The organism is Actinotalea sp. JY-7885, from assembly GCF_014525465.1.
Taxonomy (GTDB): Bacteria; Actinomycetota; Actinomycetes; order Actinomycetales; family Cellulomonadaceae; genus Actinotalea.
On the sequence record NZ_JACEXH010000033.1, the window covers coordinates 1 to 21,775 of the forward strand.

Sequence of the window (21,775 nt, forward strand, 5' to 3'; positions counted from 1 at the left end):
GACGGCCGTGCTCGCGGCCGCGGCGCGGGCCCGGGCGGCCGCGCGGGGCCGCCAGGTCCCCGGCGTGAGGGCGCGGGTCACGGGCGTGCGCTGGACCGACGCCGAGGGCGAGCACTGGACCCCGGCCGACGTCGTGGTCTCGACCGCCGACCTGCACCACACCGAGACCGCGCTGCTCCCCCCGGAGCTGCGCTCGCACTCGCAGCGCTGGTGGGACCGGCAGGTGCCGGGACCGAGCGCCGTGCTCGTGCTGCTGGGCGTCCGCGGCGGGCTGCCGCAGCTGGAGCACCACACGCTGCTGTTCACCCGCGACTGGCAGGAGGGCTTCGACCGGATCTTCCCGCCGCGCGGCCGGGGCGGGGCGGGTCCGGCGCCGGACGGGACGACGGGGCGGGACGGGACGGTGCCGGACGGGACGACGGTGCCGGACCCGGTGTCGCTCTACGTCTGCCGGCCCAGCGCGACCGACCCCGACGTGGCGCCGCCCGGCTCGGAGAACCTGTTCGTGCTCGTGCCCGTGCCGCCGGACCCGGAGCTGGGCCGCGGTGGCGTCGGCGGTGCGGGGGACCCGTGGGTCGAGGGCGTCGCGGACGCCGCGATCGCCCAGATCGCCCGGTGGGCCGGCGTGCCGGACCTGGCCGACCGCGTCGTCGTGCGCCGCACCATCGGCCCGGCCGACTTCGCCGACGACCTCGGCACCTGGCGCGGCACGGCGCTCGGCCCGGCGCACACCCTCGCGCAGAGCGCGATGTTCCGGGCGGGCAACGCGTCCCGCGCCGTCGAGGGCCTGCTGCACGCGGGCGGCTCCGTGATCCCCGGCATCGGGCTGCCGATGTGCCTCATCAGCGCGGAGCTCGTGGTCAAGCGGCTGCGCGGCGACACGTCGACGGGGCCCCTGCCGGAGCCGCTGCCCGAGCCGCTGCGGCGCGGCGCACCGCGGGGTGCGTCGGTGGCCGGCCGCGCGGATGACGCCGGCGACCGCGCGGACGACGCCGTGGGTACCGTCGCGTCATGAGCCTTGCGTACGCGGCTGCGCTCCTGGTGTCGATCGGCGGGATGGCGGTCCTCGACCACCGGTTCCGGCTGTTCTTCTTCGCCGACGCCCGCCGGGCCGCCGTCGTGCTCGTGGCCGGGGTCGCGTTCCTCGTGGTGTGGGACCTCATCGGCGTCGACCTGGGGATCTTCTTCCGGGGCCAGACGCCGTTCATGACCGGCATCCTGTTGGCGCCCGAGCTGCCGATCGAGGAGATCGGCTTCCTCACCCTGCTGTGCTACCTCACGATGAATCTCTACGTGGCCTTCGCGCGCTGGGGTGCGCGAGGTGGCCGGGCGGCCCGCGGTGCGGGCGCCGCGTCGGCGGGGGAGGTGCGGCGATGACCTACCTGGTGCTCGACGTCGTCTTCCTCGCCGTGGCCGGGGCGGTGGTGGCCCTCGCGCACGCGCGGGGGGTGCGGCCCTCGCTCCGGGCGATCGCGTGGTCGATGCTCGTGCTGGCCGTGATGACCCTGGTGTTCGACAACCTCATGATCGCGGCAGGGCTCTTCGAGTTCGACGACGCGCACCTCGTGGGGCTCCGGGTCGGGCGCGCACCGGTCGAGGACCTGGGCTACCCGTTCGCCGTCGCGCTCCTGCTGCCCGCCCTGTGGCACCTGCTGGGGCGGCGCCGCGGGGCGGGTGCAGGCGGGGTCGACCGGTGACCGCCGCCCCGCCGCGGCCGCGCGCCGGCGTCGTGCGCCAGCTGCTGGTCGCGTCGCGCCCGCTGAGCTGGGTGAACACGGCCTACCCGTTCGCCGCCGCGTACGTGATGGCCACGCGCGAGGTCGACGTCCGGCTGGTGGTGGGCACCCTCTTCTTCCTCGTCCCGTACAACCTGCTCATGTACGGCGTGAACGACGTCTTCGACTACGAGTCCGACCTCGCGAACCCGCGCAAGGGCGGCGTCGAGGGCGCCCTGCTGGACCGGCGGGTGCACCGCACCACGCTGCTGGCGGCCACGCTGCTGCCGGTGCCGTTCGTGGTTTACCTCGTCGCCGTCGGCTCGCCCGCGTCGTGGGCGGTGCTGGCCGTGTCCCTGTTCGCGGTGCTCGCCTACTCGGTGCCCGGGCTGCGGTTCAAGGAGCGGCCGGTCCTGGACTCGCTGACCTCGAGCACCCACTTCGTCTCGCCCGCGCTGTACGGACTGGTGCTCGCGGGCGAGCCGATCGGCCGCGGCGCCTCGCTGGTGCTCGCGGCGTTCTTCCTGTGGGGCGCGGCGAGCCAGGCGTTCGGCGCCGTGCAGGACATCCCACCGGACCGTGCGGCGGGCATCGGCTCCGTCGCGACGGTCCTGGGCGGACGGGCCACGGTCCGGCTCGCGATCGCGCTGTACCTGGCCGGCGGGGCGCTGATGCTCGCGACGCCGTGGCCGGGACCGCTGGCGGCGGTTCTCGTGCTGCCCTACGTGGTGGTCGTGTGGCCGTACCGCTCGGTCTCCGACGCCGATGCGGAGGTCGCCAACCGCGGCTGGCGTCAGTTCCTGGGCGTCAACTACGCCGTGGGCTTCCTGGTCACGATGCTCCTCATCTGGACCGCCCGCACCTGACCCCCGGCCACGGCCCACCCGCCCGCCCGCCCGTGCCCGACCCCGAGCGCGGAGCGCCGTGCCGCGACCCGCCGGTGTGTCGCGGCACCACGCTCCACGCTCGTGGCACGACGCTCCGCGGTGCGACACGGTGCTCCGCGCACGGCACGGGGCTCCGCGGGGGCGAGCCGCGGTGCGGCACGACGCTCCGCGCACGGCACGGTGCTCCGCGCAGGTCACGAGGCTCCGCACGCCGACCCCGCAGGGGGCCCGTCCGCCCTCCGGCCCACCGCCCGGACCCGAGCGTGGAGCGCCGTGCCACGACACGCCGGTGTGTCGCGGCACCACGCTCCACGCTCGTGACACGACGCTCCGCGCACGGCACGGGGCTCCGCGCGAGGGCTGCGCGGCGGCACTGCGGACCGCCGCGATCATGATCGTCCTCATGGCGAGACGGCGCCCATGCGGGTTCCGCGTTCCCGCGCCCTGCGTGCTTCACTCGTCCCATGACTGGCCACGGCACCTTCTGCATCAGCGCGGCGATGCCCGCGATGCGAATGTGCCGTCGGGCCATGTGTCGCCGCTGAGCGACCCCGCGCCCGCGCCCCGCCCGGCCCTCTAGGCCGGCCGCGCCCGACCGCCCGCACCCGCTGCCGGCCGTCGGCCACCCCCACCCGTCCCGCCGTGCCGTCCACCGCGCCTCGAGCCGGTGCGTCACGCGCACCCTCGGAGGACCCCGTGATCGAGCTGTCAGGCCTGCGCAAGGTCTACCCCGCCGCGTCGGGCGACGTCGTCGCCATCGACGGCATCGACCTCGTCGTGGAGCGGGGCGCCGTCCACGGCATCGTCGGCCGCTCCGGCGCCGGCAAGTCGACGCTCGTCCGGTGCCTCACGGGGCTCGAGCGGCCGACGTCGGGCACCGTCACCGTCGACGGACGCGTCATCTCGACCCTGCCCGAGCGGCAGCTGCGCGAGGCCCGGCGCGCCATGGGCATGGTGTTCCAGCACGTCAACCTGCTCGACTCCCGCACGATCGCGGGCAACGTCGCCTACCCGCTCGAGGTCGCGGGCGTCCCGCGCCGCCGCCGGTCCGAGCGCGTCGCCGAGCTGCTCGACCTCGTCGGGCTCGCCGACAAGGCCGCCGCCCACCCGGCGCAGCTCTCGGGCGGCCAGCGGCAGCGGGTCGGCATCGCCCGGGCGCTGGCGACGGAACCCTCGGTCCTGCTGTGCGACGAGCCGACGTCGGCGCTGGACGGAGCGACGACGCGGCAGATCCTGTCCTTCGTCCGACGCCTGCGCGACACCCTCGGCATCACCGTCGTGATCATCACGCACGAGATGAGCGTGGTCCGCGAGGTGTGCGACAGCGTCACGCTCCTCGAGCACGGACGGGTCGTGCAGAGCGGCCGGCTCGACGACGTCGTGACGCAGGCCGGCTCGCCGCTCTCCGACGCCCTCATCCCGGTGCCCGACCTCCCGCCCGACGACGCCCGCCGCCTCGTCGAGGTCACCTACGCGACCCGCAGCGTCCCCACCCACCGCGCGCTCGCGGCGGTCGCCGCGCTCGGCGAGGAGGTCGACGTCGTCGCCGGCACCATCGAGACGCTCGCCGGCCTGCGCGTCGGACGCCTCCAGCTCGACCTGCCGCACGGCCGCGTCGCCCCGGTGCTCGCCGCGCTGCGCGACGCCGGCCTCGACGCCCGGGAGGTGGCGTGATGCTCGACGGGCTCCTCGACAACCCGGTCCTGACGCAGGCCCTCCCGGAGGCGACGCTCGAGACCCTGCAGATGGTGGGCGTCGCGGCCCTCGTCGCGGCGGTGGTCGGGCTGCCGCTCGGGCTCCTGCTGCGCACGGTCGCGCCCACCGGCCTGCGGCCGCTCGCCGTGGTGCGCGGGCCGCTCGGCCTGCTCGTGAACCTCGGGCGCTCGCTGCCGTTCATCATCCTGGCCATCGCGCTCCTGCCGCTCACCCGCGCCGTCGTGGGGACGAGCCTGGGCTGGGAGGCGGCCGTCGTGCCGCTGAGCATCGGCGCCATCCCGTTCTTCGCCCGGCTCGTCGAGACCGCGGTCCGCGAGGTCGACCCCGGCAAGGTCGAGGCGGCGCGGGTCATGGGCTCGAGCCGCGGCCGGGTGCTGGTCCAGGTCCTGCTCCGTGAGGCGCTGCCCGGCATCGTCGCGGGCTTCACCGCCACCGTCATCGCGCTCGTCGCGTACTCGGCGATGGCCGGGGCGATCGGCGGCGGCGGCCTCGGCTTCCTCGCCATCAGCTACGGCTACCAGCGCTTCGACACCACCGTGATGGTCGTCTGCGTCGTGGTGATCGTCGCCATCGTCCAGGCCGTCCAGGTCGTCGGCGACGCCGTCGCGCGCCGCCTCGACCACCGCTGACCCGCGCACCGCGCCGGGCGCGGACCGCTCCAGCCCCATACCCGTTCGTGCACGACCCATCTCACCGGAGGAACACCATGAATCGCACCGTCCGCGCCGCAGCCGTCCTGTCCGCCACGGCCCTGGTGATGGCGGGCTGCTCCGGCGGTGGGGGTGACGGCGAGGCGCCGGCCGCCGACGAGAACGGCATCACGACGCTCCGGGTCGGCGCGAGCCCCGTGCCGCACGGCGAGATCCTCGAGTTCGTCGACTCCGAGCTGGCGGCCGACGCAGGCCTCGACCTCGACATCGTGACGTTCGACGACTACGTGCTGCCGAACACGGCGCTCGCCGAGGGCGACCTCGACGCGAACTACTTCCAGCACCTGCCGTACTTCGAGTCGCAGGTCGAGGAGCAGGGCTTCGAGTTCGGCCACTTCGACGGCGTGCACATCGAGCCCTACGGCGTGTACTCGGCGAGCCTCGAGTCCCTCGACGACCTGCCCGACGGCGGCGTCATCGGCATCACGAACGACCCGGGCAACCAGGCGCGGGCCCTCGACCTCCTCGAGGCCGCGGGTGTCATCACGGTCGCCGACACGCAGGGCGCCCCGACGCTCTTCGACATCGAGGACAACCCGAAGAACCTCGAGCTCGTCGAGACGGCGCCCGAGCAGCTGGTCCGCTCCATCGAGGACGTCGACGCCGCCGTGATCAACGGCAACTACGCGCTCGAGGCGGACCTCAACCCGGCCGAGGACTCGATCTACCTCGAGTCGGGCGAGGACAACCCGTACGCCAACTTCCTCGCGTTCCGGACCGAGGACGAGGGCAACGAGGCGCTCGCGACCCTGGACGAGCTGCTCCGCTCGGACGAGGTCCGCGCGTTCATCGAGGACCGCTGGCCCGCCGGCGAGGTCATCCCCGCCTTCTGACCCGCTCGACCCCCGCCGGGACGACGACGACCGTCGTCGTCCCGGCGTGGACCCGGTCAGCGCGCCGTGGACGCGCTCGCGTTGACCTCGTAGCTCGTGTTGGTCGCCTCGAAGAAGTTGACCAGCTGGAGCGTGTCGTTGGCCGTGGCCATCCACTTGGCCGGGTTGCTCACGCGGTAGTGGGGCTCGAAGCCGAGCTCCTCCAGGCGCCGGTCCGCGAGGTACTGGACGTACTGGTTCACGTAGTCGGCGTTGAGCCCGAGGATCCCGTTCGGCAGCAGGTCGCGGTTGTACTGCTCCTCCATCGCGACGGCGTCGATCACCATCTGCCGGATCTCGTCGGCGAACTCGGCCGTCTGCAGGTCCTCGTTCTCCTCCAGCACCGTGAGGATCAGGTTGATCCCGAACTTCAGGTGCAGCGACTCGTCGCGCACGATCCAGTCGATGAGCGAGCCGAAGTTCCGCAGCAGGTTCCGCTGCCGGAAGCTCAGCGCGACCATGAAGCCCGAGTAGAACCAGATCCCCTCGAGGATGATGTTGTAGGCGACGAGGTTCCGGACGAAGTCGCGCTTGCCCTCCGCCGTCGTGATGTCGAGCGTCTGCTCCGTCATGCGACGGATGTAGTGGACCTCGAACTCCTCCTTGGCCGCCATCGACGGCACGCTGACGTGCGAGTCGTAGGCCTGGCCGCGGTCGATCGGGAACGTCTCGAGGACGTACTCGAACGACATGCAGTGGTTGGCCTCCTCCCACATCTGCTTCGCGAGGTAGAGGTGCGCCTCGGGCGCGTTGATGTAGGGGTAGACGCCGAACGCGAGCGCCTTGTTGACGAGGAGCTCGTTCGGGTTGAAGTACGACATGAGGAAGGTGACGGCGTGCTTCTCCTCGTCCGTCATGCGGGCGAAGTCGGCGAGGTCCTCGCCGAGCTGGATCTCGTTGGGGAACCACGTGTTGGCGACGGCCTGGTCGTACAGGTCCATCGCCCACTGGTAGCGGACGGGCTTGAGCAGCAGGCCCTCGGAGATGCCGGTGCCGAGGATGCCGGTGCGGGTCGGGGTGGTCATGGTGGTGCTCCTTGCCGAGGTCTGGGTGATGAGGGCGGGGCCTGCTACTGGCACGCGTCGCACTGCAGCCGCTCCATCGGGTCGGTCGGGCACGCCGTCCCGTCGACGACGTCGTCCGGCGCCGGGAGCGGCGCGACGGGCACCGCCTTGCCGAAGCCGAAGCCACGCCTCGCGCCGGCCGACGCCGTCCCGGGCGCGGGGGCCGACGTCGGCCGGGCCTCGGACTTGTTGACGCGGACCGTCGACTGCTCCGCCGTGTGCCGCGGCTTCATGTGCAGGTAGTACGTCGTCTTGACGCCGCGCTCCCAGGCCGCCTGGTAGAGCGCGGCCATCTCACCGACGTCGCGCGACGCGAGGTAGATGTTCCGGCTGATGGCCTGGTCGACCCACTTCTGCGCGCGGGCCGCGACCTCGATGAACGCGTACGGCGAGAGCTGGAACGACGTCCGGTAGACCTCGACGAGGTGCTCGGGCACGCCCGGCACCCGCGAGAGGTCGCCCTGCGCCGCGAGCAGGTCGTCACGCACCTGCTCCCACAGCCCGAGCGCCTGCAGGTCGCGCACGAGGTTGCGGTTGACCTCGAGGAACTTGCCCGACGACGTCGCCCGGCTGAAGATCTGCGAGAACTGCGGGTCGAGGCCGGGCGTCGTGCCGGCGACGAGGCCGATCGACGCGGTCGGCGCGATCGCCATGAGCGTCGCGTTGCGCATGCCGCCCGCGACCTTGGTGCGCAGCGCGTCCCAGTCGAGGCGGGTCGTGCGGTCGACGGCGACGGGCACCCCGCGGTCCTCCTCGAGCCGTGCGATCGTGTCGATCGGCACGTGCCCGTGCGACCAGCCGGAGCCGGCGAAGTTCGGGTAGGACCCCCGCTCGCGTGCGAGGTCGGCGCTCGCGTCGATCGCGTGGAAGCTGATGAACTCCGTCACGCGGTCGACCAGGTCGTACGACTCGGCCGACTCGTAGGCGTACCCGAGCCGCTCGGTGACGTCCGTGAAGCCCATGATCCCCAGGCCGACGGCGCGGTTCTCGCGGTTGGCCTTCTCGGACTCGCCGACCGAGGAGAGGGTGATGTCGACGAGGTTGTCGAGCTGGCGCACGGCGAGGCGCGCGGACTCGCGCAGGCGGTCCCAGTCGATCTCGCCGCCCGTCAGGTGGGTCGAGAGGTTGATCGACGCGAGGTTGCAGACGGCGATCGTGTCGCGGTCCTGCGGCAGCGTGATCTCGGTGCACAGGTTCGACAGGTGGATCGTGCCCGTGTTGTCGTTCAGCGCCCGCGAGTTGATCGTGTCCTTCCAGGTGAGCCACGGGTGCGACGTCCCCTGGAGGCTGATGAGCATCGCGGTCCACTGCTCGCGCGCCTTCATCCGGCGGAAGCGCGCCATGCGGCCCGCGCGCGCCTCGGCGACGTAGTGCGCGTAGCGCTCGGAGAACTGGCGCCCGACGAGCTCGACGAGGTCAGGGGTGTCGGCCGGGTCGAAGAGGTACCACTCGTCGTCGGCCGCGACGCGCTTCATGAACTCGTCGGAGATCCAGACGGCCGTGTTGGCGGTGCGGGTGCGGCGGTAGGGGTCGCCCGAGTTCTGCCGCAGGTCGAGGAACTGGGGGAAGTCGAGGTGCCAGTTCTCCACGTAGAAGCACAGGGCGCCGAACTTCTTGCCGCCGCGCGAGACCGCGCGCAGCGTGGAGTCGATCGTGTGCATGAAGGGGATCGGCCCGGTCGAGGTCGTGTTGTTGGACCGGATGGGCGAGCCCTCGGAGCGCAGCTTCGTGACCGAGAGGCCGATCCCGCCCGTGCCCTTGGTCAGCCACATGACGTTGCGTACGGACGTCGCGATGTGCTCGATGTCGTCGTCCATCTGCATGACGAAGCAGTTGCTCAGCTGCGGGTACACCGTGCCGGCGTTGACGAGGGTCGAACCCGCGGGCAGGTAGCGCAGGCGCGCGATGCTGTCGTAGAAGCGGATCGCGGCGGTGGTCGGGTCGGCCTCGTTCAGGCTCAGCCCCATGGCGACGCGCATCCAGAAGTACTGCGGCACCTCGAGCGGGCGGCCCTGCCGGTCGTTGATCATGTAGCGGTTCCGCATGGTGACGGTCCCGGTGTAGCACAGCAGCTCGTCGTGCCGGTGGTCGAGCGCCGCTGCGAGGGCGTCGAGGTCGAAGCGGCTCACGAGGCGCGGGTCCAGCAGGCCGGCCTCCACGGCGTCGCGCACGTAGCCCGGGAAGCGGGCCTGGTGCAGGAGCGCGAGCTCGGCGTCCGACTCGTAGGCGCCCAGCACGCGCTTGTAGATCACCTTGCGGAGAAGCCTCGCTGCGACGACGTCGAAGTCGGGGTCGTCCTTGACGTTCTGGACGGCGACGGAGATCGCCGCCTCGTCGAGCTGCTCGGTGGTGATGCCGTCGAAGAGGGTGATCGCGAGCTCGCTCGCGACCTGGGTGACCTTGGCGATCGGGTCCGGAAGGCCGACGGTGGCGCGCTCGATCGCGCGGTTGATCATGTCGGCGTCGTACGGCTCGCGGCTGCCGTCGCGCTTGGTGACGTGGATGCCCGTCCGGGCGTGCGGCGAGGCCGCGGCGGGGGTGGGGTCGGTGAGGGTCATCGTGCTGCTTCCAGGTGGACCGGTGGTCCGGTGCCCTGGGACGACGACGGCGCGTGAGCGCGAGTCGGTCGAGCCCGCCCGAGAGGCTCCGAACCAGCGCGCACCGGCGGTACGCGCACCGGCGGCAGGTCTTCGGACTCGTGGGCGTCGTGCTCGCTCCTACCAGCCGTCGCTTCCCAGGCCTGACGTTCCGGGCCCAGTGCTTGATGACGGCGGTCGTTCCCACTCACCGCTGCGGGGCAGTCCCGGAGTCACACCGGGTTCCCTCTTGCCTCACCTGTCGCCAGGTGAACCGTCGGCAGGGCTCACCCTAGCGCCTCGGCGGCCGCGGACCACAAGATGTAGTGCGCGAGCCACGGGAGGCGCCTAGATGTGCCGTCGCCCCGAGGGTCCGGAGCGATCGCCCCGGACATGACGAACGCCGCCGGCCTGGGCCGACGGCGTTCGCCTACGAAGTGCACTGCCGGGTCGTGGACGAGCCCCCTGATCACACGACCCGGCAGTGCGTGTCCTCAGCCGGCATCCCCCGAGCCGACGAGGACGTTCTCGGGTGCGGGAGCCGAAGCTCCCGCACCCCGGACGGTGACGCGTCGCGGGCAGCCCCCCAGCATGACCCGCGGGCGTCGAACATGGTTCCGGATGACGGCGCCACGACCCTCGGACCCGGTGCGGTCCGCGGTGGCGGATCCCCGGGTCATAAGGGCTGCGACGGCTGTCATACGACAAGTGTGACCCTCGTCGCCCAGGGCACCAAGTCGGTCATGTGACTCGTCTCACATGATGGACAGAAGTCACCCGATCGACCGCAGGATCCGCAATGAATACGGCACCGAAGCGCATCGTCGCAGGTGAGAGGCCGAAAACGTTATTTCGAACGAGACCTGCGCCCCGTCAACCCCGGGCCGTCACACCAGGCCGTAGAGGCGATCTCCGGCGTCGCCGAGGCCGGGCACGATGTACGCGTTCTCGTCGAGGCGCTCGTCGACCGCGGCCACGACGATGGTCACGTCGGCGCGGTCGCCGACGTGCTTCTCGACCAGGGCCAGTCCCTCGGGCGCCGCGAGCAGGCAGATGCACGTGACGTCGCGGGCACCGCGCTCGAAGAGGTAGTCGATCGACGCGATGAGCGTGCCGCCCGTGGCCAGCATCGGGTCGAGCACGAAGCACTGCCGGCCCGACAGGTCCTCCGGCAGTCGGTTCGCGTAGGTGATCGCCTGGAGGGTCTCCTCGTCGCGCTGCAGGCCCAGGAAGCCGACCTCGGCCGTGGGGAGCAGGCGCGTCATGCCCTCGAGCATCCCGAGGCCCGCGCGCAGGATCGGCACCACGAGCGGGCGTGGCTCGGCGAGGTGCGTGCCGGTCGTCTCCGCGACCGGCGTCTCGACCCGGACCTCCTCGGTCCGCACGTCCCGCGTGGCCTCGTACGCGAGGAGCGTGACGAGCTCGTCCACCAGCAGGCGGAACGTGGGGGAGGCGGTGCGGCGGTCACGCAGCACGGTCAGCTTGTGGGAGACGAGCGGGTGGTCCGCGACGTGCAGGCGCATGGTGGAACCGTACCGGCTGGTAGCGCGCCGCAGGTGCCCGGCGGCTCGCCGGCCCGTCCGTCCGTGCGGAGCGTGTGACTGGTGGTGCCCACGGGGCTGCTGGGAGTCACATCGGCCCCATCCGTCACGTGCGTGACATGCGGCGCACGGACCGCGGCGGCTAACGTCCACGGCGTGCGGACGAGCGACGCGATGCGCATGGAGGTGGCCCTCGAGGAGGCCCGCCGCGCCCTCGCGACCGGTGACGTCCCGGTCGGCGCGGTCGTCATCGGGCCCGACGGCGCTGTGGCCGGCCGCGGTCACAACGCCCGTGAGGCGACCGGGGACCCCACCGCCCACGCCGAGGTCCTGGCCCTGCGCGAGGCGGCGGCGACACTGGGCCGCTGGCGCCTGGACGACTGCACGCTCGTCGTGACGCTCGAGCCGTGCGCGATGTGCGCCGGCGCGATCGTCCTCGCGCGCATCCCGCGGCTGGTCCTGGGCGCGTGGGACCCCAAGGCCGGCGCCACCGGGTCGGTCCACGACCTCGTGCGCGACCGGCGGCTCAACCACCGGGTCGAGGTCGTCGGCGGCGTGCTCGAGGCCGAGTGCGCCGCGCTCCTGCGGGACTTCTTCACCGAGCGCCGCTGAGCCGCCTCACACGTCGGGGAGGCGCTCCGCGAGAGCGGTGAGGGTCTCGGACGTGCCCGCGTGGAGGCGGAGGTCGGCCAGGTCGTCGCCGCGCGTGGCGCCGCGGTTGACGATGACCACGGGGATGTCGCGCACGCGGCGTGCGTGGCGCACGAACCGCAGCCCGGACATCACTGTGAGCGAGGAGCCCGCCACCAGCAGGGCGCCCGCGGCGTCGACCATCGCGAACGCGCGCGCCACCCGCGCCTTCGGCACGTTCTCGCCGAAGTAGACGATGTCCGGCTTGAGCATGCCGCCGCAGCGCTCGCAGTCGGCGACGACGAACCCCTCCGTCGACTCGATGACCGCGTCCGCGTCGGGGGCGATCTCCACGTCCGCGACGTCGCCCACCTGGTCGGCGAAGCCCGGGTTGAGCTCCTCGAGCAGTCGCGCGACGTGGTCGCGCGAGTAGCCGGCGCCGCACCGCAGGCACAGGACCTCGGCGTACGTGCCGTGGAGGTCGATGACGTCGCGGCTGCCCGCCTCCTGGTGCAGGCGGTCGACGTTCTGCGTGATGACACCGACGACGACGCCCCGCTCCTCGAGCCGGGCGAGCGCCCGGTGGCCCGCGTTGGGCTCGGTGCGGTGCACGTGCCGCCAGCCGACGTGGTTGCGGGCCCAGTAGGTGCGGCGGAACGCCGGGTCGGAGACGAACTGCTGGTAGGTCATCGGCCGGCGCGGCGGGGAGTCGGGGCCCCGGTAGTCGGGGATGCCGGAGTCGGTGGAGATGCCGGCGCCGGTGAGGACCGCGAGCCGGTGTCCCGCGAGGAGGTCGACGACCCGCTCGACGTCGGTGGTCGGGGGCGTGTCCGTGCCGGGGTGGACGGGGTCGATCTGCTGCACACCACCACGGTACGTTCCGCCGCGCGGTGCACCGGCGGCGGCCCGTGACGGCCGGCCGCGGGGGGCGATTCGTTGCGGTGCCCGCCGACCGGGTATCCTCGCCGGCGAGGTAGCGTGTCCGAGCGGCCTAAGGAGCACGCCTCGAAAGCGTGTGTGGGTGAAAGTCCACCGTGGGTTCAAATCCCACCGCTACCGCCAGCCGAAGGGCCCCACCCGCACCGCCGTGCGGCGTGGGGCCCTTCGGCGTTCCCGATCCTCCGTTTATGTTGCTCCGGAGCCTCATCCGACGCCTGGGCGAAGAGCTGGTCGATGATGACCCGCATGTCCGGAGCGACATGGATCCGCTGCACAGAGTGGCGTGCCGTCGTGCTCTCGTCAGAGTGCCCGAGAAGTGCCGTGGCGTTCGCGAGAGTGCTCCCTCTCGCCACCTGGGTGGGCACGGTCCGGCGGAAGTCGTGCAGCGTGACCTTCACGCCGATGTCGTTCTGTGCGAGGTGGAACTGAGCGTCCCCGGCCCGGCGATCGCGGTGAGCCCTTCGTGGACGGGAAGACCAAGTCGTCCGGGCCGCCATCCAGGTCGAGAGCCAGCGCGGTCCGGATCGCCGTGAACGTCGGCGGTGTGATCGTGCGGCACGGGCGCTCCGGTGACGTGCACCTCGTAGTAGTAGTGCGGCGCGGTGCCGACTCCGCTGCCGCCTGACCGAGCGATGACGTGCCCTCCCTGGAACTCGTCGCCGGGCTTCACCAAGGCATCCGAGAGATGCAGATGCTGAGTCGCCACGCTGCTGGCGTGCGTGAGGATGACCGTCAGGCCGCCTCCTGAGCTCCACCAGACCGCGCCAACAACACCCACGGTCGGAGCGGCGATCGGGGTGCCGACGGCAGCATGGAAGTCGGTGACCGGGGGAACCTGTTGCCGAACGGCGAGGTGACCCTGGACCGCAGGGGCGCCGTCCACTCGCCCGCTGCGATGAGCTGTCCTGCGGAGGGCTAAGCCGGAACCCGCGGACGAAGCGAGCTGGAACGTCGACGAGCAGAACGCGTCGATGTCCACGCCGGTCGTCCCGTAGTCGGCTGCCGTCACGACGGCCGACTGCTCGACGGCACCTGAAGCAGCGGGCGTAGCCGTCGCAGAAGCGCCACCGCTGAGGGCGTCCACGATCACAGTCGCCCGGGCCTCGTGCTTGGCGTAGGCCCCGGGGAAGGCCGATCTCTGCACGCTCTGCGCCGCGACTGTGATCGGCAGGTCCATCCAGCCGCCGACCTCGAGCAGGCCACCCGGAGACGCTCTGCCGCTTGCCGGGTTGAAGTGCGGGGACGTCGCGCCGCCGAAGAAGGCCAGCGCCGCGAACCGGGGATCACGCACTTGCTCAGCCGTCCCCCAGCCCTGCGACGGACGCTGCTGGAACAGCCCGAGAGAGTCCCGGTCGCCATAGTCGAGGTTCCGAAGCCGCGACTCCTGGAGTGCGGTAGCGATCGCGACGATGGGGCCGCGTCGCCCGACTCCTGCTACCCCGCCGGCGGCGATGATGGCCTGGGCGTTGGCGATCTTGTCCGCTTCCTCGGGGCCGAAACCGGGGACCAGACCACCGCCCGGGATCGACGGTGTCTGATCGATTGGAGGCGGCTGGTACGCGGCCTGGTCGACCGTGTAACCCAGCTGGGTGCAGGCGTTCGCTGCGGAAGCGCCCTGGCCTGCACTGGAGACGAGGCTCACGGAGTGACCGCCAGGAACGCCGCCGCACCGCCGACCATGAGGAAGCCGCGACGAGCTTGGGCCAGTGGCGCGCGAGCCAACCGACTGATCGGGTCTTGGCCATAGGGCGAGCCATGCGGCGAGGGCTTCCAACGATCTCCCTCCGCATCAGTCCACGGCCTCGACGCGGGAGACGAGCCAGCCGTCGTCGTCGGCACCGGGCACGACGTGCACACGTACCCAGGCGCCCGTTGTCGGGACGTCGAACACGCCGTCCTCGGCGTTCATCGCGACCTGTCGCGGCTCGCCCCGGACGGTGACCTCGGGTGTGCGGGACGGGTCGGTCAGGCTCAGCGCCGTGGTCCAGAGCTCGCTCGTCGCGAGCGGGCGCACGCCGGCGGACCACGCCTCGGTGTCGAGGTCGGGCCGGGCCCACGCAGCCACGAACGCCGAGGCGGCGTCTGCTGCGGCTGCGGATCGGTGGTGCTCTGCCGGGTCGACGCTGAGCTCGTCTGTCGCGTTGGCGTCGTTCAGGACCATGCCGGGCGGGGAGGCGGACGGCGGGGGGAGGCGCAACGCTCGTAGACGTCACGACTGAGGCAGAGCCTTGCGTCGACACAGGGCCGTTCGGTTCGTCGTTGATCTCTCCGATGACGACACACCGACCAGCGCGGCGGCGACGACCGCGACGAACCGCCTCGGCGAGTACAGCGGCCAGCGGACGATTGGTGCGATGGCTTCCCAGATCGGCGGAACTCCTCGGCGTCATCTACATTCGCTGGGACCGCCGTCGCCGGCCGCCAGATCTCGAAGACGGGACTTCCTTCGGTGTTGTACCTGGTGGCAGCCTCGACGATGCCCGCTGGTAGGGCGGTCGAGCGCCCGATGACCTCACCTCGGGGCAGGTACTTGTCGACAGGTGCAGCCAGATCGACGTCCCGATGGTTCGCGGGGTCGCAGGGTGGCGCAGCAGCTCGGTGACCACCTTCTCCCGACCTCGCACAACCGCGACCGCCGCACCGGAGGCGCCATCGAGGCCGCGCCGTCGGTTCCGGACGCAGGCGCGAACGTCTCGCGGTAATGGGATGGGACCGGGCCAGGCTCAGCTCCGGCACCGATCACCGTTCCCTCCTTGCTCACCTGCTGGCCCCGGCGAGCCGGGGCGGGCGCTTCGGGAACTCGCGGGGGAGAGCGCGGCAGGCAGCTTGCGCGGACGCACGGCGCCTGGCCCGATGACGAGCGTGTCGCCCGTCGCCACCGGCGCACTCTTGACGTTCGCGTTCCGTTCCGGCCGTCACTGCAGCCCGTGGTTACCCCGCGAGCAACCGGGCGCGCCAACATGGAACGCCGATTCGAGCCCATCCCGTCGGCAGGGTGGTCCAGTGCATCCGCGTGCGGGCTGCACACTTGAGTCCACGACACCGCGGCGGCTTGAAGCTCCATCACCCAAGCCGAGGACCCGAACACGGCTGGAGCGTGAGTCGTCCCCAGTGCGGCAGCCGTTGTCGCCGTGTCGGTAGTGCAGGAGAGGATGAAGGTATGCAGAGATTCGCGGCGAAGGCGGAGCCTGAAGGGGACAAGCTCAGGGGCGGCTACTACACGCCAGACCTGATTGCGCGGTTCGTCGCCGACTGGGTCCTGGCCGCTGGGACCAAGGTTCTCGAGCCCGCTTGCGGCGACGGCGCCATCCTGCGGCACCTGGTTCGCGCCGGAACTAGCCCCCAGGCCATCGAATTGTTCAGCGAGGAGGCCGCGAGAGCGAGCGCGGCCACTGGCGTTAGTGTCGTTGTCTCGGACTTCTTCCGGTGGTTCACACCGGAACGATGGGGCACTTTTGACGGCGTCGCCGGTAATCCTCCCTACATCCGCTTCGGTTCCTGGCAGCACGAGTACCGAGAGCCTGCGCTAGAACTCATGCGCAGCCAAGGGATGCGCCCCTCCAAGCTCACCAACGCCTGGGTTCCGTTTGTTGTTGCCTCCATCATGGCCGCCCGGGAGGGCGGGCGCGTGGGGCTCGTTCTGCCTGCGGAAATCCTTCAGGTTGGCTACGCCGCCCAGTTGCGTGCCTACCTGGTCGACGAGTGCTCAGAGATCACCCTTGTGTCGTTTGAGAAGCTCGTCTTTCCGGGAATCCTCCAGGAGGTCGTACTCCTGCTCGCAACGCGGGGCCCTGGACCGGCCCGCATAAACACGGTCGAGGTTTCAAATGCCCAAGCGCTCTCCGATGTGTCCCTAGGCACGGCTGCGGCACGTGCGCATCTGCATGAAACCGAGAAGTGGACCAAGTATTACCTGGGTCCGGAAGCCATTGAACTGGTACGCCGGCTACGTGCCGATCACCGGATGGCGCCCCTGAGTGCGTATGCCGCCGCGAACGTTGGAGTTGTTACCGGACGGAACTCCTTCTTCTGCTTGACCGCGGATGAGGCAAGGCGGCGCGGCCTCACCGAATGGACGATTCCGTTACTCGCTCGCAGCGTGCAGATGCGGGGTCTGACATACCGCACTGAAGACCTCGCTGTGCAGTCGATCAACGGCGCTCGAACGCACCTGCTCGCGGCACAGCCAAACATGGACTTGACCAAAGCGCCGGCGCTTGCCCGCTATATCGCCGAAGGCGAGGAGCACGGAGTTGACACGGGGTACAAGTGCCGGATTCGCAATGAGTGGTGGGTTGTCCCGTCGATCTCTGTACCTCAAGGGTTTATGCTCCGGCAGGTTTCATCTCATCTGCGGATCGCCGCGAACGACGCGCGAGCCACTAGCACCGACACGGTCCATCGCGTGTTCACAAAGCCCGGGGTCGACATTCATAAACTCTCGGCAGGAGCGTTCAATTCAGTCACGCTGGCGATGTCCGAAGTGATCGGGCGCAGTTACGGCGGCGGCATCCTCGAGATGGAGCCGTCCGAGTGCGGCGAATTGCCCATTCCGGACCCGAGCCTCGTTCCGGAGGGCCTGAGCGCCAAGGTCGACGATCTGACGCGCGAGGGACGATACGACGAAGCGCTCGATCTCGTCGACCAGGCCGTGCTGGTCGAGCAGGTCGGGCTCTCAATAGACGACATCCTCGCCATGCGCAAGGTTTGGGATCGCATGCGCAATAGGCGGATGAGTCGCAGCAAGCGCTAGCTTCAAGAGTCCAAGCGGGGGCGGTCGGGTGCCGGCAAGGGGCGGAAATCTAGCGAATCTGTAGCCAATACGCACCCGCCGCGTCGCGCCCGATTTCGATACTGGTCCCAGTCATATCAATCTGCGCGAAGCGGTCACGGATCGGCCCAAGTGCAAGTTTTGCCGTGTAATTGCTTCTCTGCTGCTCTCGGAAATGGTCGTGGGTCACTTCGAACGGCAGAACGCCGAGATAGGCGCCCAAAACCGTCGTATGCATGCGCACTTGAGCGGCATCCATCATGTGCCCGGTCCGCGTTGGTGTCTGCTGCCACAGCAGTCCGCCGAACAGGTCGTTCCGGAAGAAACTAGTCTGATCGATCTCCCCCCGTCGATCCGCCTGCGTCAGGGCGATAACGCCGCTCTGGTTCCCGCTCTGCTTCCGCTGCGCGTCGGATGCCGGAAGGGTCTTGCTCCACCACTCCACGAAAGGCGGAGGAACAGGAGCGACCCCAACCCCGATGGCTGGAACGCCAGGCGCGGGTGGCGCAAGGGGGACAGCCAACACCTTTGAGATCGCGGGGAGCCGCACCAGCGCGACCAGGGCTGAGCTCAACCGGCTTGCAGTTCCGCCAACTGTGATCCTGGGTGTTTTCCTGGCAGGTCGAGGCGCTCCGAGCACTCCATCAGCAACGAGCTGTGGCAGGTCGGCAGTGGTGCGAATAGAAAAGAAGCCCGGCCGCGGCTCGCGAAACCATCCGTCGATTGCGTCGAGGACGCTGGATAGCGCGATCGGATCGTCACCCTCCGCCGTATCCAGGATGACGCCTGCTTCTACATTCTTACCGCTGATTCCCGAGTACGTCAGGTTTGCGGAACCTACGTATGCGGCCATCGAGCCGTCGGTGCGGACGAAGTGGTACACCTTCGGGTGGAACAACCCGTCAGAGAAGGCCACGACACCGAGCTGCAGGTGCGGACGAGGTGGACCCGCCAACAGAAGCAAGTCCTCGACAGTCTCGTGATCAGTTTCCCCGCCGTTCGAGCCCACCAGGATCGACGTCTTGCCGTCGAGCGTGGAGAGTGCACCAAGGACCTGCTCCAGGTATCCCAACGGCTGGGGCCCCACATAGCCGGATTGGACCCGTAGCTCGGAGATGTCTCCTGAAGCCGTGATGGCTTCTAGCCAATTCCCGACAGCTTCGCGGGGGTCTCGCGACCCTGTGTCGATGTACCGCATGTGCCGGACTCTAGTGCGGCATGTGCCCACAAGGACGCAAACGAAGTCGCGCAACTGGGTGACACGTCGCAGCGTCCACAGCCTGATCGGTGCCTCTGGAGGTCTCACCACTCGGTGAGAACTTTCCTTGCTGACTCAAGCGCGCGGCTCCGCCGCGCGGGTCGGTCTCCAGGGCGGGCCCCGCGCTCCGCTCGCAAGCTCGCTGCGCGCACCCCACCCCTCCGGCCGACCACCGACATGACGAGGGCGGCCCCGGACTGTTCCCGGAACCGCCTCGACCACGACTGCTTCCACTGCCCAGTTGCACCGTCTTGCCCGCCGGCCCTGCACCGACCGCCGAGCATCCGGCCCTCTCCAGCCGCATCAAGGGCGCCTACGGCATCACTGCGTGATGGCTGGCGCCACCCTTGACCCGGGCCTCCGACAGCCCCTTGTGCTCCGCTATCGGCACGACGCCTCGATATGCCCCAGCCGTTGAGAGATCGCCGATTGCTCTCCCCTTTGGCTGCCGACCGCGGCCGAAATCGTGCAACGCATTACACGGCGTGGACCGGTGTCTGACCAAGCCAGCACCAGGATCGTCCGGCGGAACCGACTCCGTACAAGGTGTGCCATTCAAGCCCACCGCTCCCGCCAGCCGAAGGATCCCACCCGCATGATCACGCGGACGTGGGGCCCTTCGTCGTTCCCCCCGGGATCGCGGCGGCTCCCGCCGTCGGCCGACGGCGCGCCGGGTCAGGCCTCGGTCGCGCCGCGGCGTGTCCGGCGCACTGCCAGTGCGTTGAGCCCGGCGCCGACGAGGGCCCACGCGGTGAGCGTGGCGAGGGGCGCGAGCGCGCCGGCGCCGTCGAAGTAGGCCACCGAGCGGACCAGGGCGCCCGTCGCGCCGGGCGGGAGCAGCTGGCCGAAGGCGCCGAGCCCGGCCGGGAGCCAGGCCCCCGTGGTGGCGATGCCCGCGAGCGGGTTTCCGAGGAACATCATGACCATGGCACCCGCCGTGAAGCCCTTGGTGCCCAGGAGCTGCTGGAGCCCGGCGAGGGGGAGTGCGAGGGCGGCGATGCCGAGCGCCATGGCGCCGGCGACGGGTACGAAGACCGAGGTCACGCTGCCGAACCACAGCTGCAGCACGGCCGCGACGACCGTGCCGCCGACGGCGGAGAAGCCGAGGATGCCGGTCAGGCGCCACCGGTGGCGCCCGGCGAACGCCGTGCCGAAGGCGACGACCGGGACGATGCCGCCGAAGACGAGGGGGAAGGCGAGCCCGCCGACACCGATGCCCGTCGGGTCGTCTGCGGGCAGCGGCACCACGTCCGTGACCTCGACGGGCAGGCCGAGGGACGCCGCGACCCCGCCGGCCGTGGCGGACAGCGTGCCCGAGATCGCGGTCGAGCCGGCGCTCGCGACGACGGCGCGCACGCCGTCGGGGGTCACCACGAGGCCCCCGACGACGTCGCGGTCGCGGACCGCGTCGACGAGGTCGTCCTCGGACGCCAGGCTGCGGGTGGTGTAGTCGCCGGGCGCGAGCTGGTCGAGGCCGGCCTGCGCGGCGGTGACCGCGTCTGCCGTGCCGACCAGGCCCAGGGGCAGGTCGCGCGGCCCGCTCTTGAGCGAGGGGAGGATGAACAGGGCGAGAAGGGCGACGAGCACCGCGGCGAGCCCGCCGGTCAGCGTGAGCAACGAGTGCGCGGGGTGTCGCCCCGGCCGGGCGCCCGGGTCGGCGGGCGGGGTGTCGGGCGTGGTGGCGTCCGCGGATGCGGCGGCCGGGGCGGCGATGGTCATGCAGGTCCCAACGTTGCGGAGGATATCTCTCCACTTTACCGGAGACTCAGTCTCCGGTTACGGTGAGACGCCTCACACGACGCCACGGGAGGTCAGCGATGCGGGTCGACGCCGTGCGACGCCGCGAGGCGCTGCTCCGCGAGGCGCGCCGGCTGTTCGCGGAGGTCGGGACCGACGTCGCGCTCGACGTCGTCGCCGAGGCGGCCGGCGTGGGCATCGCGACGCTCTACCGGAACTTCGAGTCGCGCGCGGCGCTGGTCGAGGAGGTCGCGCTGGCGATCCTCCGCGACCTGCGTGACGCGACGACCGCGGCGCGCGCGGAGTTCGCCGACGCCCCGGCCAGGACGTGGGAGGGGTTCGTGCGGAACGTCGTCGCGCTCGATCTCGGCGCGCTGACCTCCGCCATGGCGCAGGACCTCGCCGGGGAGCTCGACGGGCGGATCCTCGCCGCGCAGGACGACACGCTGGCCGCGGTGGAGGCCCTGCTCGGCGATGCGCGCTCCGCCGGACTGGTGCCCGAGGACCTCGGCGCCCTCGAGCTCGTGGTCACGCTCGCGGTCGTCACCCGGCCGCAGCCCGAGGCCGTGCGCCGCGCCGCGCCGGACGCGGCGGACCGGCTCGTCGCCGTCGTGCTGGCGGGCCTGCGGGCGCAGGCGGTCGCCCGGTAGGCGCCCGCACGCGGGGCGGGCGTCCAGTGGGGCGCGCCAGGGGAGTCGTGCCACCCGGCCCGCCCGTCGCTACGGTGGGCGCCCGACCCGTGCAGACAGGAGCCCCGGTGCGCAGCGTTGCCCCCGAGTCGTCCGGCCCGACGAGCCTCGTCGAGCAGCTGGTGCCGCTCCCCCTCGCGGACGGGACGGTCCTGCGCGCCACGGTCCACAGGCCGGCCGGCGACGCCCCGGTGCCGGTCGTGCTCGCCCTGACGCCGTACCCCGTCGACGCCGCGCGCCAGGAGATGGGGGAGCAGGGGCTCGTCGACCGCGGGCTGGCCGTCGTCGTGGTGGCGCTGCGCGGCACGGGCGCCTCCGAGGGGACGTTCGTGCCGTGGGCGGGCCACATCGAGGACGCCCGCGAGGTGCTCGAGTGGTGCGCCACTCGGCCGTGGGCGACGGGCGCCGTCGTCGGCTGGGGGCGGTCCTACCTGGCGCAGACGCTCCTGTACCTCGCGTCGGCCGGGCACCCGGCGCTGCGCGCGATGCACCTCGCGGTGTGCCCGGGCGACCCGGTCGACGTCGCCTACCGGGGCGGCGCGCTCCTGCTCGGCTCGTCGCTGAACTGGGCGGCGGCGATGACGCGCGGCGCGCTGGCGCGCGCCGCCGCGCGGGGTGAGGACGTCGCCGCCGAGGCGGCGCAGTGGGAGACGCTCGTCGACGACCTCGC

General features: G+C 71.3%; 19 protein-coding genes, 1 tRNA gene and 1 riboswitch. Of the genes, 12 read left to right on the forward strand and 8 right to left on the reverse strand.

The window, feature by feature from the left end:
- From crtI to IDM29_RS04980, 7 genes are all read left to right on the forward strand, one after another.
- The coding region (crtI, locus tag IDM29_RS04950) for a phytoene desaturase family protein (protein ID WP_188037259.1) at positions 1-1,015 on the forward strand (1,015 nt) is incomplete at its 5' end.
- A complete protein-coding gene (locus tag IDM29_RS04955; RefSeq protein WP_182112347.1) occupies positions 1,012-1,377 on the forward strand; it encodes a lycopene cyclase domain-containing protein in 366 nt (121 codons plus the stop codon). The genes crtI and IDM29_RS04955, both read left to right, overlap by 4 nt.
- Positions 1,374-1,697, forward strand: a complete 324-nt coding sequence (locus tag IDM29_RS04960) for a lycopene cyclase domain-containing protein (protein ID WP_182112346.1) — start codon at positions 1,374-1,376, stop codon at positions 1,695-1,697. Before IDM29_RS04955 ends, IDM29_RS04960 begins: the two co-directional genes overlap by 4 nt.
- Complete coding sequence (locus IDM29_RS04965) at positions 1,694-2,581, forward strand: prenyltransferase (RefSeq protein ID WP_182112345.1); 888 nt, start codon at positions 1,694-1,696, stop codon at positions 2,579-2,581. Before IDM29_RS04960 ends, IDM29_RS04965 begins: the two co-directional genes overlap by 4 nt.
- Before the next feature lie 717 nt (positions 2,582-3,298).
- A complete protein-coding gene (locus tag IDM29_RS04970) occupies positions 3,299-4,276 on the forward strand; it encodes a methionine ABC transporter ATP-binding protein (RefSeq protein WP_182112344.1) in 978 nt (325 codons plus the stop codon).
- Positions 4,276-4,947, forward strand: coding sequence for a methionine ABC transporter permease (locus IDM29_RS04975; RefSeq protein WP_182112343.1), 672 nt, complete (start codon positions 4,276-4,278; stop codon positions 4,945-4,947). Before IDM29_RS04970 ends, IDM29_RS04975 begins: the two co-directional genes overlap by 1 nt.
- A 77-nt stretch (positions 4,948-5,024) precedes the next feature.
- Complete coding sequence (locus tag IDM29_RS04980; protein ID WP_182112342.1) at positions 5,025-5,861, forward strand: MetQ/NlpA family ABC transporter substrate-binding protein; 837 nt, start codon at positions 5,025-5,027, stop codon at positions 5,859-5,861.
- A gap of 56 nt (positions 5,862-5,917) precedes the next feature.
- Here the strand turns inward: IDM29_RS04980 and IDM29_RS04985 are convergent, their stop codons facing one another.
- The 3 genes from IDM29_RS04985 to upp all read right to left on the reverse strand — a co-directional run bounded on the left by IDM29_RS04985 (position 5,918) and on the right by upp (position 11,063).
- Entirely contained in the window at positions 5,918-6,925 is a 1,008-nt protein-coding gene (locus IDM29_RS04985) for a ribonucleotide-diphosphate reductase subunit beta (protein WP_182112341.1), read from the reverse strand.
- Between the two features lie 44 nt (positions 6,926-6,969).
- Complete coding sequence (locus IDM29_RS04990) at positions 6,970-9,522, reverse strand: ribonucleoside-diphosphate reductase subunit alpha (RefSeq protein WP_182112340.1); 2,553 nt, start codon at positions 9,520-9,522, stop codon at positions 6,970-6,972.
- A gap of 105 nt (positions 9,523-9,627) precedes the next feature.
- Positions 9,628-9,834: riboswitch (cobalamin riboswitch) on the reverse strand.
- Positions 9,835-10,427: 593 nt separating this feature from the next.
- The gene (gene upp / locus IDM29_RS04995) at positions 10,428-11,063 is read right to left on the reverse strand and encodes a uracil phosphoribosyltransferase (protein ID WP_182112339.1); all 636 of its coding nucleotides are present in this window, start codon (positions 11,061-11,063) and stop codon (positions 10,428-10,430) included.
- Positions 11,064-11,237: 174 nt separating this feature from the next.
- On the opposite strand from upp, the gene tadA reads away from it, so the two are divergent.
- Positions 11,238-11,693: a tRNA adenosine(34) deaminase TadA gene (tadA, locus tag IDM29_RS05000; protein WP_255491669.1), complete on the forward strand. Its 456-nt coding sequence runs from the start codon at positions 11,238-11,240 to the stop codon at positions 11,691-11,693.
- A gap of 6 nt (positions 11,694-11,699) precedes the next feature.
- Here the strand turns inward: tadA and IDM29_RS05005 are convergent, their stop codons facing one another.
- Complete coding sequence (locus IDM29_RS05005; RefSeq protein WP_182114325.1) at positions 11,700-12,566, reverse strand: NAD-dependent protein deacetylase; 867 nt, start codon at positions 12,564-12,566, stop codon at positions 11,700-11,702.
- A 117-nt stretch (positions 12,567-12,683) separates the two neighbouring features.
- On the opposite strand from IDM29_RS05005, the gene IDM29_RS05010 reads away from it, so the two are divergent.
- Positions 12,684-12,773, forward strand: a tRNA-Ser gene (locus IDM29_RS05010).
- A 271-nt stretch (positions 12,774-13,044) separates the two neighbouring features.
- Here the strand turns inward: IDM29_RS05010 and IDM29_RS17635 are convergent.
- Both IDM29_RS17635 and IDM29_RS05020 read right to left on the reverse strand, forming a co-directional pair.
- Positions 13,045-14,292, reverse strand: coding sequence for a M23 family metallopeptidase (locus IDM29_RS17635; protein ID WP_182112338.1), 1,248 nt, complete (start codon positions 14,290-14,292; stop codon positions 13,045-13,047).
- Positions 14,293-14,439: 147 nt separating this feature from the next.
- Positions 14,440-14,811 (reverse strand): hypothetical protein, encoded by a 372-nt coding sequence (locus tag IDM29_RS05020; RefSeq protein ID WP_182112337.1) that lies wholly within the window; start codon positions 14,809-14,811, stop codon positions 14,440-14,442.
- A 999-nt stretch (positions 14,812-15,810) separates the two neighbouring features.
- Here IDM29_RS05020 and IDM29_RS05025 point away from each other — a divergent pair.
- A complete protein-coding gene (locus IDM29_RS05025; protein WP_182112336.1) occupies positions 15,811-17,403 on the forward strand; it encodes a class I SAM-dependent methyltransferase in 1,593 nt (530 codons plus the stop codon).
- A 49-nt stretch (positions 17,404-17,452) separates the two neighbouring features.
- Here IDM29_RS05025 and IDM29_RS05030 read toward each other — a convergent pair whose 3' ends face one another.
- The gene (locus IDM29_RS05030) at positions 17,453-18,619 is read right to left on the reverse strand and encodes a phospholipase D family protein (protein WP_182112335.1); all 1,167 of its coding nucleotides are present in this window, start codon (positions 18,617-18,619) and stop codon (positions 17,453-17,455) included.
- 735 nt (positions 18,620-19,354) lie between these two features.
- On the reverse strand, positions 19,355-20,398 hold the full coding sequence (locus tag IDM29_RS05035) for a hypothetical protein (RefSeq protein ID WP_220457977.1): 1,044 nt from the start codon (positions 20,396-20,398) through the stop codon (positions 19,355-19,357).
- 98 nt (positions 20,399-20,496) lie between these two features.
- Between IDM29_RS05035 and IDM29_RS05040 the strand changes: the two genes are divergently transcribed.
- Both IDM29_RS05040 and IDM29_RS05045 read left to right on the forward strand, forming a co-directional pair.
- Positions 20,497-21,066, forward strand: coding sequence for a TetR/AcrR family transcriptional regulator (locus tag IDM29_RS05040; protein ID WP_188037260.1), 570 nt, complete (start codon positions 20,497-20,499; stop codon positions 21,064-21,066).
- Between the two features lie 107 nt (positions 21,067-21,173).
- Positions 21,174-21,775 (forward strand): CocE/NonD family hydrolase (locus tag IDM29_RS05045; RefSeq protein WP_188037261.1); only part of this gene is annotated, 602 nt, incomplete at its 3' end.